The organism is Stenotrophomonas sp. (genome assembly GCF_050737575.1).
Lineage (GTDB): Bacteria > Pseudomonadota > Gammaproteobacteria > Xanthomonadales > Xanthomonadaceae > Stenotrophomonas.
In genome coordinates, this window is sequence record NZ_JBOHXW010000002.1 from 527231 (window position 1) to 539630 (window position 12400).

At 63.5% G+C, this 12400-nt stretch carries 10 protein-coding genes; 5 read left to right on the top strand and 5 right to left on the bottom strand.

Translation table 11 applies throughout. The features are described 5' to 3' along the window. Positions 1 to 437: 437 nt before the first annotated feature. The gene (locus ACREP4_RS05705; protein WP_431595189.1) at positions 438 to 1844 is read right to left on the bottom strand and encodes a GntP family permease; all 1407 of its coding nucleotides are present in this window, start codon (positions 1842 to 1844) and stop codon (positions 438 to 440) included. Positions 1845 to 2004: 160 nt separating this feature from the next. Between ACREP4_RS05705 and ACREP4_RS05710 the strand changes: the two genes are divergently transcribed. Both ACREP4_RS05710 and ACREP4_RS05715 read left to right on the top strand, forming a co-directional pair. After that, complete coding sequence (locus ACREP4_RS05710) at positions 2005 to 4275, top strand: TonB-dependent receptor (RefSeq protein WP_431595190.1); 2271 nt, start codon at positions 2005 to 2007, stop codon at positions 4273 to 4275. Positions 4276 to 4781: 506 nt separating this feature from the next. After that, positions 4782 to 8126, top strand: a complete 3345-nt coding sequence (locus ACREP4_RS05715) for a hybrid sensor histidine kinase/response regulator (RefSeq protein ID WP_431595191.1) — start codon at positions 4782 to 4784, stop codon at positions 8124 to 8126. A gap of 114 nt (positions 8127 to 8240) precedes the next feature. Here ACREP4_RS05715 and ACREP4_RS05720 read toward each other — a convergent pair whose 3' ends face one another. Beyond that, positions 8241 to 8585, bottom strand: coding sequence for an ArsR/SmtB family transcription factor (locus ACREP4_RS05720; protein ID WP_431595192.1), 345 nt, complete (start codon positions 8583 to 8585; stop codon positions 8241 to 8243). 84 nt (positions 8586 to 8669) lie between these two features. Here ACREP4_RS05720 and ACREP4_RS05725 point away from each other — a divergent pair, with 84 nt between their 5' ends. Genes ACREP4_RS05725 through ACREP4_RS05735 form a run of 3 tightly spaced genes read left to right on the top strand, consistent with a single transcriptional unit; the run spans position 8670 to position 10389 of the window. After that, complete coding sequence (locus ACREP4_RS05725; protein ID WP_431595193.1) at positions 8670 to 9560, top strand: MBL fold metallo-hydrolase; 891 nt, start codon at positions 8670 to 8672, stop codon at positions 9558 to 9560. After that, positions 9557 to 9970 (top strand): YeeE/YedE family protein, encoded by a 414-nt coding sequence (locus ACREP4_RS05730; RefSeq protein ID WP_431595194.1) that lies wholly within the window; start codon positions 9557 to 9559, stop codon positions 9968 to 9970. Before ACREP4_RS05725 ends, ACREP4_RS05730 begins: the two co-directional genes overlap by 4 nt. Continuing rightward, positions 9967 to 10389, top strand: coding sequence for a DUF6691 family protein (locus tag ACREP4_RS05735; protein WP_431595195.1), 423 nt, complete (start codon positions 9967 to 9969; stop codon positions 10387 to 10389). The genes ACREP4_RS05730 and ACREP4_RS05735 overlap by 4 nt, the downstream gene beginning before the upstream one ends. A 155-nt stretch (positions 10390 to 10544) precedes the next feature. Here the strand turns inward: ACREP4_RS05735 and ACREP4_RS05740 are convergent, their stop codons facing one another. From ACREP4_RS05740 to ACREP4_RS05750, 3 genes are read right to left on the bottom strand one after another with little or no spacing between them, the layout of a single operon-like run. After that, entirely contained in the window at positions 10545 to 11117 is a 573-nt protein-coding gene (locus ACREP4_RS05740; protein ID WP_431595196.1) for a YceI family protein, read from the bottom strand. Continuing rightward, positions 11114 to 11692, bottom strand: a complete 579-nt coding sequence (locus ACREP4_RS05745; protein WP_431595197.1) for a cytochrome b — start codon at positions 11690 to 11692, stop codon at positions 11114 to 11116. The genes ACREP4_RS05740 and ACREP4_RS05745 overlap by 4 nt, the downstream gene beginning before the upstream one ends. Beyond that, a complete protein-coding gene (locus tag ACREP4_RS05750) occupies positions 11689 to 12372 on the bottom strand; it encodes a YceI family protein (RefSeq protein WP_431595198.1) in 684 nt (227 codons plus the stop codon). The genes ACREP4_RS05745 and ACREP4_RS05750 overlap by 4 nt, the downstream gene beginning before the upstream one ends. Positions 12373 to 12400: the final 28 nt, after the last annotated feature.

A 12400-nucleotide genomic window follows, 5' to 3' on the forward strand; every position in this document is an offset into this window, starting at 1 on the left:
GCCAACAAGGAAGTACGGTCACCCGCCAGCACATTGACGTGCTGGCGGGTGATTTTTGTCTCCCGCTGGAATGCGGAGACGCACAAAGGCCCGGGGGAACCCGGGCCTTTGTGCGTCTGCAGCTTGTGTTGGCGTTGACTCCGATCCCGACTTGGACCCAGACCCAGACCCAGACCCAGACCCAGACCCAGACCCAGACCCAGACCCAGACCCAGACCCAGACCCAGACCCAGACCCAGACCCAGATCCAGACCCAGACCCAGACCCAGACCCAGATCCAGATCCAGATCCAGACCCAGACCCAGACCCAGACCCAGACCCAGATCCAGATCCAGACCCAGACCCAGACCCAGACCCAGATCCAGACCCAGACCCAGATCCAGATCCAGATCCAGACCCGGATTCAGATACATATCCAGAAGTCGGCTCTGGAAGGCTCAGACCAGGCCGGTTGCGTAGTACACGCCGATGATCGCGAACACCGCCAGGGTCTTGATGATGGTGATGGCGAAGATGTCCTTGTAGGACTGGCGATGGGTGAGTCCGGTGACGGCCAGTACGGTGATCACGGCGCCGTTGTGCGGCAAGGTATCCATGCCGCCGGAAGCCATTGAGGCGACGCGATGCAGCACTTCCATCGGGATGCCGGCGGCGTTTGCGTTGACGATGAAGCTGTCGGCCATCGCGGCCAGTGCGATGCTCATGCCGCCGGACGCGGAGCCGGTGATGCCTGCCATCGCGGTGACCGAAACGGCTTCGTTGATCAGCGGATTCGGGATGGAGCCCAGCGCATTGGCGACGACCAGAAAGCCGGGCAGGGCGGCGATGACCGCGCCGAAACCGTATTCCGAAGCGGTGTTCATTGAGGCCAGCATGGCGCCGCCGATGGCCGATTTGGTGCCCTCCGCGAAGGCGCCGATCACCGGCTTCCATGCGAAGGCGATGACACTGAGAATGCCGATCAGCAGCGCGCCCTGTACGGCCCAGATGGCGGCGAGCTTGGAGACTTCCTGCACGACGGGCGCCGGGTTGCCGATGACCGCCGGTACGAATGACTGGGTTTCACCGTAGAAACCGGGAATCCAGCGGGTCAGCAGGAAGTTGGATACGCCGACCAGCAGCAACGGCAGGATCGCCACCAGCGGGTGCGCGAGCTTGTCGCCTTGAAAGAGCTCCGGCTCGTTGCGAAGTTCTTCGCCGATGCCGGCATAGCCTTCGCCCTTGGCGGCAGCCGCGCGGCGGCGCCATTCCAGGTAGCTCATGCCCAGTACCAGGATCACCACCGTGCCGATCACGCCCAGCCACGGGGCGGCCCAGCCGGTGGTGCCGAAGAACGAGGACGGAATGATGTTCTGGATCTGCGGCGTACCCGGCAGCGCATCCATGGTGAAGGTGAAGGCGCCCAACGCGATGGTGCCGGGGATCAAACGCTTGGGAATGTTGCTCTGGCGGAACAACTCGGCAGCGAATGGGTAGACCGCGAACACCACCACGAACAGCGACACGCCGCCGTAAGTGAGCAATGCGCAGACCAGCACGATGGATAACATCGCGCGCTTGGCACCGACCAGTTTGATGGTGGCGCTGACGATGGATTTCGAAAAACCCGAAATCTCGATCAGCTTGCCGAACACCGCGCCCAGCACGAACACCGGGAAGTAGAGCTTGAGGAAGCCGACCATCTTGTCCATGAACAGGCCGGTGAACATCGGCTGCACCAAGGTGGGATCGGTCAGCAGCACCGCGCCCAGCGCGGCTACCGGTGCGAACAGGATGACGCTGTAGCCGCGATAGGCCACGAACATCAGGAAGCACAGGGCCGCCAATACGATCAAGAACGACATTCACGGCTCCCAGCCAATACGTTGCCGGGGAGTATCGGGATGCCGAGGCAGGCGGCCCACTGTACGAAGGGACGATACGCGACCGACTAACGCCCCGTTAACGTGCGCTCCATGGCGGCATTCGTGTGCCGCTACGTCATACCCGGGAGGAGGGAGACCAATGAAGCGCAAGTATTTGAGTATCGCCATCGGTGGCATTCTGCTGGCACCGGCCGCATTCGTGCAGGCACAGGAGCAGCAGGCAGTGCCGGCCGGCACGCAGGCCACGCAGTTGGATGAAGTCACGGTCACCGCACGTCGTCGCAGCGAGTCCATCCAGGACGTGCCGGTGGCGGTGAGTGCCTTCGGTGAAGAGCAGATCAAGGATCTGCAGGCCTCGACCGTGGAAGGCCTGCAGGGCGCAGTGCCGAACATGAACATCGCGCAGGGCCGTGGCTCGGCCAACAGCGTCAACGTCTTCATCCGCGGCATCGGCCAGCCGGATGCACTGCAGACGTTCGATCCGGGCGTGGGCATGTATGTGGACGATGTGTATTACTCGCGCATCAACGGTGCGCTGTTCTCGCTGTTCGACATCCAGCAGCTGGAAGTGCTGCGCGGCCCGCAGGGCACGCTGTACGGCAAGAATTCCACCGGCGGCGCGATCAAGCTGACCACCAAGAATCCGTTCGATAACGAAGGTGGCGCAGTTGAAGTCACCGCCGGTGACTACGGCCGTCTGGAAGGTCGCTTCTATGTGTCGGGCAAGTTGACCGACACGTTGGCCGCCAGCATTGCCGGTGCCAAGATCACCAACGACGGTTACGTCAAAGATGCCGTCACCGGCAAGCATTACAACGATGACGACACCGAGGCGCTGCGTGCCAAGCTGGCGTTCAAACCGACGGACAACTTCAGCGCGGTGCTGTCGCTGGATACCACCAAGCAGGACGCGGGCCTGACGATGGGCCGGCCGATGGCGGACCTGCAGCAGCGCGAGTTGAACACCAATACGGTGGTTTCCATTCTTGAACCGGGCGGGAAGGGCGAGTGGAACCGTCGTGCGCGCACCTCGTTCGATGACGGCCAGGGCCAGTACCTGAAGCACTCCGGCGCTTCGCTGGCGATGGATTGGGACATCAACGAGCAGTTCACGCTGAAGAGCATCAGCTCGTACCGCAAGCTCAAGACCAAGTCGTACATCGACATCGATGCGTCCGAGTACGAACTGGGTGACGTGCTGGTGGCGCTGGATCAGAACCAGAAGAGCCAGGAATTCCAGCTGCATTACGACAACGGCAGCAATCTGCATCTGACCTTCGGCGCGTACTACATGAAGGAGCATGTGCCTTCGTACCAGGAAGCCTATGGTGATGACATTTACCTCATCGGCGGCAAGCCGGCAGGTTTCCTGCGCACCATCGCCGATGACCTGACCACCACCAGCAAGGCTGCATTCGCGCATGCGAACTGGGAATTCGCGCCCAGCTGGACCTTGGCTGCAGGCGTGCGCTGGACCAAGGACGAGAAGGACTACGAACGCACCACCAGCACGTTCTGGACGTCGGAAGGCTTGTTCCTCGGGTTCCTGCCGGCATCAGCACTCAACGGCACGGTGCCGTTCCCGCGCACATCTGCATCGTGGACGGCGGTGACGCCGTCGGTCAGCGTGCAGAAGGCCTTCAGCGACAATCTGATGGGGTATGTGTCAGCTAACCGTGGCTTCAAATCCGGTGGTTTCAACGGCCGCGCCAACTCCGCGTTTGACGTGGCCAATGCCAAGTTCGATCCGGAATACGTGTGGACCTACGAGCTGGGCCTGAAGGGCAGCTCGGCAGACCGCCGTTTCCGTGGCAGCGCGGCGGCGTTCTACAGCAACTACAGTGACTTCCAGGCGCGCGTGTCGCAGGACGTGGGCACCTTCCCGGTGTTGAATGCGGCCAAGCTCAACATCAAGGGCATCGAACTGGAAGGCAGTGCGCTGCTGGGCGAGGCGACCACGTTGAGCGCACAGCTGGGCTGGATGGATGCCAAGTACGACAGCTTCGAGGACTTCCGTCTGGACCCGAGCTACCCGGGCTTCGATCCGAACGTGAACCACAATCACGTTCCGTTCTCGCCGGATTGGACTGCACGCGTGGCCCTGCAGCATGTGTTCTCGCTGGGTGACAACGGTGGCCTGACCTTGGGTGGTGATGTTTCCTATCGCGGTGATACTTGGCTGTCGGTGGACAACCGCGAGGTGCTGAGTCAGGACGCTTATGCCTTGCTGGGTGCTTACGGCGTATGGGATTCGCCGCAGTTGTTCTGGCAGGTGCGCGCCGGTGTGCGCAACCTGACCGACAAGCAGTACAAAACCGAAGGTCAGGAATTTGCCAGCGTGGCCAATATCCAGACCGCGTACTACGGCTTGCCGCGCAACTGGTATGTGTCGGTGCGTTACAACTTCTGATGTGGGGATTGGGTGCTGGTAACAGCGCCTGATTCAGGGAAGTTGATGAAAGCCCTTCTCGCTTCAGGCGGGGAGGGCTTTCTTTGTTTACGAGCTGCCCTCACCCCAACCCCTCTCCCGCGTGCGGGAGAGGGGCTGGCAATGCATCGGCTCGCAGCGACCTGAGCCTCTCCCGCGTACGGGAGAGGGGCTGGCAATGCATCGGCTTGCAGCGATCTGAGCCCCTCCCGCGTGCGGGAGAGGGGTTGGCAATGCATCGGCTCGCAACGACCTGAGCCTCTCCCGCGTGCGGGAGAGGGGCTGGCAATGCATCGGCTCGCAACGACCTGAGCCTCTCCCGCGTGCGGGAGAGGGGCTGGCAATGCATCGGCTCGCAACGACCTGAGCCCCTCTCCCGCATGCGGGAGAGGGGTTGGGGTGAGGGCAGGCTGGCAATCTCGAACAACCCTTCATCGCACGGCACTTACTCCGTATCCTGAGGAACAGCCTCTGGGGAACGTAACTGCATGTTGAGTCTGGTGACCGTGGCGCTGGCCAGCTTGGCCTGGCTTGCCTTGATGTTCGGCGCGGCGCTCTACGGCGAACGCCGGCCGACGGCGTTTGCCCGGCATTGGCGGCATGTCTACGCGCTGTCGCTGGCCGTGCACTGCACGTCATGGACTTTCTATGGAACGGTCACCCAAGCCGCGCGCTACGGTTGGCCGATGCCGCCGACCTTTGTCGGTGCGATCCTGTTCTACGCATTGGCGATGGGCGTGATGGTGCGGTTGGTGCGGCTGGCGCGCGAAACCAATGCAACGTCGCTGGCCGATCTGATCGCCGCACGCCTGGGGCGCGATGCGTGGCTGGCCGCTACGGTGACGCTGGTCGCCGCCTTGGGTTTGATTCCGTACATCGCGCTGCAGCTCAAAGCGGTGGCGATGAGTTTCGGCATGATCACCTCGCGCGCGGTGGATGCCGGCCAAAGCGGCGCCCCATGGCATGACAGCGCTTTGTATGTGGCGCTGGCGATGGCGCTGTTTGCGATGTTGTTTGGTGCGCGCCGTGCCGATGTGTCCGAGCACAACCGTGGGTTGGTGCTGGCGATGGCGGTGGAGTCGGTGTTCAAGCTGTGCGCGATGTTGGCGCTGGGTGCGTTTGTCTGGTTTGGTTTGGATGGCCTGCCGGCTGCGCCGGCGCCGCCGGTGGATGCGCCCGCAGGTGGCTTCGTGCCGCTGGTGTTGCTGGGCGGGCTGGCGATGTTTCTGCTGCCGCATCAGTTCCACGTCGGTGTGGTGGAGTGTCGCGATCCCGCCGATGTGCGTACCGCGCGTTGGTTGTTTCCGTTGTACCTGGTGTTGATCGCGCTGCCGATCCTGCCACTGGCCCGTGCGGGTACCGCGCTGTTGGGCGCTGGCGTGCCGTCGGACATGTACACGCTGGCATTGCCATTTTCCGCCGGCCACGAAGGCATCGCGCTGTTCGCCTTTCTCGGTGGTTTGAGCGCCGCCACCGGCATGGTGGTGGTGAGCACGCTGACCTTGAGTTTGATGATCGGCAATCACTGGTTTGCCCCGGGCTTGCTGCGCGGTGCGTGGGCGCGCGCGGGCGGCGGCGATCACCGACGCGAACTGGTGTGGCTGCGGCGCGCGGGCATCTGCGTGATCATGCTGCTGGCGTGGGCGTACAGCCGCTTGATCGGCAGCAGCAATGTGCTGGCCGATGTCGGTGCGGTGTCGTTCTCTGCGTTGGGCACCTTGCTGCCGGTGTTGGCGTTTGCGATATGGCGGCCACAGACGCCGCCGCGTGCGGCAGTTGCAGGGGTGCTGGCCGGCTTTGTCACCTGGGCGTGGGTGTTGCTGCTGCCGTCGCTGCTGGAAAGTGGCGGGCGCATGCCGGATTGGGTGTTGAATGGCCCGTTCGGTTGGCAGTGGTTGGCGCCGCAGGGTTTGTTCGGCCTGACCGGCTGGACGCCGCTTGGTCGTGCAGTCGGCGCAAGTTTGTTTGTTGGCACGGCGGTGACGTTGCTGGCGATGGTGTGGCGCCGCGATACCCCGGATCGCACCAGTCGCAACCTCGATGCGGACACGTTGCGCGATGCCGGGCGTCGCTTCCTGACGCCGGAAAAAGTGCAGCACCTGTTGGCCGACGCGCCGCGTCACGGCGCGGTGCCGAGCGTGATCGAAGCACAGGTGGAGCGCGAACTTTCCGCTGTGCTGGGTGCGGCGTCTGCACGCTTGCTGCTGGATGCGGCGCGACGCGAAAGCAGTGAGTTGGCGACGGTGGCGGCTATCGTCAGTGAAGCGTCGCAGGACCTGCGTTTCAGTCAGCAGGTCCTGCAGGCGGCGTTGCAGAACATGAGTCAGGGCATCAGCGTGATTGATCGTGATCAGCGGCTGGTGGCATGGAATGGCCCGTACGCGCGCATGTTCGGTTTCCCGGATGCGTTGTTGCAGGTGGGGCGGCCGATCATGGACCTGACCCGCTGGGCGCTGCAGGCCATGCCACAACGTGGCGGTGACGAGCGCGCGGTGGATCGGCGCTTGGCGTTCATGCGTGCGGGTACGCCACACCTCACCGAGCGGGTTTTCCCGGATGGAAACATCGTCGAGATTCGTGGCAATCCAATGCCCGGCGGTGGCTTTGTGGCGACCTTCACCGATGTCACCGCGTTCCGTCGCAGCGAGCGTGCACTCAAGCGCAGCAACGAGACGCTGGAACAACGCGTCGGCGAACGGACCGCATTGCTGGAGTCGGCCAAGCGTGAGGCCGAACGGGCCAACGACGCCAAGAGTCGATTCCTTGCGGCGGTTGGCCATGACCTGCTGCAGCCCTTGCATGCCGCGCATCTGTTCACCGACACACTGGCGCAGCAGGTGGAATCCACGCCGCAGCAACAGGCCATCGCGCAGATACGCGGCGCCCTGGATTCGACCACGGATCTGTTGACCGGCTTGTTCGATATGTCGCGGTTGGAAGCAGGCGGGTTGGTGTCGCAGCCGCGCGACCTGCCGTTGGCCGAAGTGCTGGATCCGCTCGCTTCGGAATTCCGTGCCTTGGCCACGGCACGCGGTTTGGATTTCCACTACGTGCCGACCCGCGTGTGGGTGAACAGCGATCCGCAGCTGCTACGACGGGTGCTGCAGAACTTCCTCGCCAATGCGGTGCGCTATACCGCGCGCGGTGGCGTGTTGTTTGGTGTACGCCGTGATGGCGGCCGTGTGCGGATCGAAGTGCACGACACCGGCCCGGGAATTGCCAAGAGTGAGCAGCGGCGGATCTTCGAGGAATTCCGGCGCGGTGAGGACAGCAGCGGGCAGGGACTGGGTTTGGGGCTGGCGATCGCCGACCGTATCGCTGGGCTGCTGCATGCACCGCTGGCCCTGCGCAGCGACAAAGGCCGGGGTACGGTGTTTTCGGTGTCGGTCGTATCGGCGGCTGTGCCGGTAACGCTCACTGCGATCAACACACCCGCCGGTGTCGCTGGCGATGCGGTGACGGTGTTGGTGGTGGACAACGATCCTTCGGCGCTGACCGCATTGGCCGGACTGCTGCGAGGCTGGGGCTATGCGGTGGTCGAAGCATCCGGTGACGCCGAGGCCTTTGCGGCAATGGAACGACAGCCTGCAATGCTGTGGTTGTTTGATTACAACCTCGATGACGGCGACACCGGCACTGCCTTGCAACTGCGATTGGGCGAGCGCTTTGGCGCGCGACCGACCTTGATCCTGAGCGCCGATGACAGCCTGGCCACGCGCCGCGAAGTGCTGGAGCAGGGGCTGACCTTGCTGCAGAAGCCGGTGCGTCCGTTGGCGTTGAAGTCGATTCTGGATCGCTTGCTGGCCGCGCGATCGGTGGCACAGACGCAGTAGTAGCGGTGCAAGTCACTGCGCGCAGAGACGCTCGGCTGAACGCATGACGGTTGTGTTGTGCCTGCCGGTGTTGCGGGCGGAGGTTTCCAGACGGGGCGCCGGAGTGCATCCCAACTACGCTTTGCGTTTGCTGCGGCCCTTTGGCTGCGATTTGCCGCAGTACGCTTCGTGCAGCGCATGCATCACGCCCAGTGCGGGGCTCTCGGTCAGTGCGTAGAAGATGGTCTGGCCTTCACGGCGAGTGCTGACCAATACCGCTTCGCGCAGCACTGCAAGGTGCTGGGACAGTGCAGACATCGACAAGCCTGCGCGTGCCTGCAGTTCGCCGACCGAGGCTTCGCCCTCCACCAGTTGGCACAGCACGCGAAGACGCGCAGGATGGGCGAGCGATTTCAGCAGCTGAGCCGCCTGTTCGGCGTGCACCTGCATCTGCTCAACGTCGATGTCGCTCGCATTCATGCGCAGGTGCCGACCGGGGGCTTGTGATTCGATGACGGTCAATATAATTTAGAAAAATCTAAATTACAAAACGCGAGGGCTTTCATGAGCCAGATTCCGCATCCCGCGCCGCATGTCGAAGCATTCTTCGACAAGGACACCGGCACCTTCACCTACGTTGTGTATGACCAGGTGGACGGCTCGGCGGCGATCATCGACCCGGTGCTGGATTACGAAGCGGCCGGTGCGCGCATCGCCACGACTTCGGCCGATGCGGTGTTGACCTTCGTGCGCGAGCGGCGGCTGAAGGTGGAGTGGATTCTGGAAACCCACGCGCATGCCGATCACCTCAGCGCAGCGGGTTATCTGGCCGACACATTGCACGCACCGGTCGCGATCGGGCGCGGCATCATCCAGGTGCAACAACGCTTCAAGACGCTGTTCGGGTTGGGCGATGAATTCATTGCCGATGGCCGTCAGTTCGACCACCTGTTTGTGGATGGCGAGCAGTTCAGCATCGGCACCTTGCAGGCGCGGGTGATCGCCACGCCGGGGCATACCGACGACAGCCTGACCTATGTGATCGGCGATGCCGCGTTTATCGGCGACACCGTGTTTGCGACCGACACCGGCACCGCGCGCTGTGACTTCCCCGGTGGCGATGCGCAATGCTTGTTCGCCTCGATCCAGAAGATTCTTGCGCTGCCCGAAACCACGCGTATCTTCCTGTGCCATGACTATCCGGGCGGCAAGCGCGAGCCCCAGCCGCAGACCAGCATTGCTGCGCAGAAGCTGGACAACGTGCATTTGAAGGACGGCACCGACGAAGCTGCTTTCATGCAGATGCGGCTGCAACGCGATGCAACCCTGCCGGTGCCACGGCTGATCCTGCCGGCGTTGCAGGTCAACATTCGCGGCGGCCGTTTGCCGGAGGCAGATGCCAATGGCATCCGTTATTTCCGCTTGCCGCTGGATCAAATGGGGCGCGGGCAATGAACAGCTGGTTGAGTGCGTTGGCTGGTGGCGTGCTGATCGGGCTCGGCGCGACGCTGTTGTTGTGGTTGACCGGTCGCATTGCCGGCATCAGCGGCATCGTTGGCGGCGTGGTGATGCCGCAGCGGGGTGAAGTCGTGTGGCGCGTGGCGTTTCTATTGGGCCTGATCGGTGCGGGTGCCGCGTGGCTGTGCTGGGTGCCGGGCGCGTATGCGCCGCGACAGGGATTTCCGCCGCTGTTGCTGGTGATCGCAGGCTTGTTGGTTGGCTTCGGCACGCGCATGGGTAATGGCTGCACCAGCGGCCACGGCGTGTGCGGTTTGGGCCGCTTGTCACCGCGTTCATTGGCGGCGGTGCTGACCTTCATGGCGACCGCCATCGTGACCACTTTTGTGGTGAGGCACCTCGCATGAACAACACGCGCATCACCTTGGCGGCATTGGCTGCCGGCGCTTTGTTCGGGCTGGGATTGGCGGTGTCGGGGATGACCGATCCGCTGCGCATCCTCGGCTTCCTGGACGTCTTTGGCGACTTCGACCCGGCGTTGCTGTTTGTGTTGGGTGGCGCGGTGTTGACCACGATGTTGCTGTTCCGCTTCGTGTTGCGGCGGCCGTCGCCAGTGTTTGCCGAGCGCTTTCAGATGTCGGACCTGCGCAGCATCGATCGACCCTTGCTGCTGGGCGCGGCCTTGTTCGGCATCGGCTGGGGATTGGCGGGCTACTGCCCCGGCCCGGCGTTGGTCGGATTGGGTGTGCTGTCGCCTGAAACGCTGTGGTTTGTGCCGGCGATGATCGGCGGCATGCTGCTGCACCGGTTGTTGCGCGGGCGTTGAGTGACAACGCGAGGCAGCAGGTCTTTTGACCGGGAAGCTGCTTCTATAGCGCGCAGCCATGCTGCGCTGGGGCTTTATTGGTGCGACCAGTGCCGAGCATGGCTCGGCACTGCTGTTCGCATTGCCCGGCTATCGGTGGATGACCGGGCGTGCGCTTACTTGGTGTTGAACTTGACGATGGTGCTGATCGCCGTTTCGTTGGGGATGGTCTTGGTGTCGGCCCAATCGCCGCCGCCCACGCCGAAATCCAGACGCTTCACCGTGGCCTTGCCGGTCAGCACCGGTTGCGCGCCCGGTGCCCAGGTGAAGGTGAAGCTGACCGGCTTGCTGACGCCGTGCAGTTCCAGCGTGCCGTCGGCCGCGAACTGGTTATTGCCCAGCGCACGGAAACCGTTGGCGGTGTAACGCGCCTGTGCGAAGGAGGCGACGTTGAAGAAGTCCGCGCCTTGCAGGGTGGAGTCACGGTCGCTGTTGCCGCTCTTGGCGCTGGCCAGCGGAATGGTGACGTCGAGCTTGGCGGCGGCCGGGTCAGCCGGGTCAAAGCTCAGCTGCGTCTTGAAGTCAGGGAAGGTGCCGGTGAACACTTCGCCGTCGTACTTGGTGGCAAACACCAGGATCGAGCCGGCGCCCGGCGCCTGCACATAATCAGCGGCCAGCACCGGCGCGGTAGCCAGCATGCCGGCGAGGGCGGCGGCCACGGCGGCCGGGGAGGTGAGTTTGATGTTCATGCCGATTCCTTCTGTGGGGTAGTGAGCCAGCCTTGCGGCAGCATGCGCACAAGCGTGGCATCGCGTTGGTGAATGTGGTGATAGAACGCAGCGCCAGCATGTGCCAGCACCATCAGGATCAAGGCCCAGAAGCCCCATTCGTGGATGGCGTGGGTCACCTGGCTGATCGAATCGCTGGGCGCGACCAGCTTGGGCATGTCGAACAGGCCAAACAGCTTGAACGGGCGCAGGCCGCTGGCCGAGTCGTACAGCCAGCCGGACAGCGGCATGGCGAACATCATCACGTACAGCAGCCAATGCGTGGCCGAGGCGACGCGCTGTTGCCAACTGGGCGTGCCCGGAATCGTGTCCGGCGCACCGGCGTACACGCGCCACAGCAAACGGGTCACCACCAGCACCAGCACGGTGATGCCGATGGATTTGTGCATGGTGTAGATCCAGAAATACTTCGGCGTCTTGGGGAACTCGCCCATGGTCAGGCCAACAATGCCCAGTGCCAGGATCAGCAGGGCGATCAGCCAATGCAGGGACTTGCTGACGCCGCCCCAGCGCTCACGGGTGTTTTTCAGGCTCATGGGTGATTTCCTTCTTGAAGTTTCAGGGCGGCATCGGCCGCGTCCTGCAGTGTGGGGTCGGGCGGTGTGGAAGGAATGTCGGAAGGCGCGGCCGGGGCCTCGGCGTTGTTGTCGCGCACCGCTTCGGCTTCGATGCGCAGCTCAACCCGGTCGCCGATGACCGACTTCCAGGCGTCGATGCCGAAGTCGGCGCGGCTCAACATGGCGGTGGCGGAGAATCCCGCGGTGCGCCGGAATGGCGGCAGCGGGTGGCGCTTGAGTGCATTGAGGGTGACCTCCAGCACCACCTCGCGGGTAACGCCGCGCAAGCTCAGCTGGCCAAATACACGCGCATGCTCGGCGTCGATCGCTTCGACCCGTTCGGACACAAAGCGCGCCTGCGGGAAGCGTTCGGCATCGAGCAGATTGCGCGCCAGCGTGGCCTGGTTCCATTTGGCGTCGCCCAGATCCAGCCGGCTGATCGGCACGGTCACGTCCAACTGTGCGCTGGTCCAATCGTCCGGGTCGAACTGCAGCACCCCTTCGCTGCCGGACACCGTGCCCAATGCCTGCGAGAAGCCGGCATGTTCGATGGCAAACAGCACCCGCGTATGGACCGGGTCCAGCCGATAGCGGTCTGGGGCGGCGCTGGTGGCCAGCGGCAGCAGGGCACAGCTCAACAGCAGGAGGAGTCGTAGCAAGGTTCCGGACCGGGGTTGGAATGCAAGG

Bases quoted from the DNA above. Each gene is read 5' to 3' on its own strand.
- ACREP4_RS05705 (WP_431595189.1), bottom strand. From the start codon at position 1,844: ATGTCGTTCTTGATCGTATTGGCGGCCCTGTGCTTCCTGATGTTCGTG.
- ACREP4_RS05710 (WP_431595190.1), top strand. From the start codon at position 2,005: ATGAAGCGCAAGTATTTGAGTATCGCCATCGGTGGCATTCTGCTGGCA.
- ACREP4_RS05715 (WP_431595191.1), top strand. From the start codon at position 4,782: ATGTTGAGTCTGGTGACCGTGGCGCTGGCCAGCTTGGCCTGGCTTGCC.
- ACREP4_RS05720 (WP_431595192.1), bottom strand. From the start codon at position 8,585: ATGAATGCGAGCGACATCGACGTTGAGCAGATGCAGGTGCACGCCGAA.
- ACREP4_RS05725 (WP_431595193.1), top strand. From the start codon at position 8,670: ATGAGCCAGATTCCGCATCCCGCGCCGCATGTCGAAGCATTCTTCGAC.
- ACREP4_RS05730 (WP_431595194.1), top strand. From the start codon at position 9,557: ATGAACAGCTGGTTGAGTGCGTTGGCTGGTGGCGTGCTGATCGGGCTC.
- ACREP4_RS05735 (WP_431595195.1), top strand. From the start codon at position 9,967: ATGAACAACACGCGCATCACCTTGGCGGCATTGGCTGCCGGCGCTTTG.
- ACREP4_RS05740 (WP_431595196.1), bottom strand. From the start codon at position 11,117: ATGAACATCAAACTCACCTCCCCGGCCGCCGTGGCCGCCGCCCTCGCC.
- ACREP4_RS05745 (WP_431595197.1), bottom strand. From the start codon at position 11,692: ATGAGCCTGAAAAACACCCGTGAGCGCTGGGGCGGCGTCAGCAAGTCC.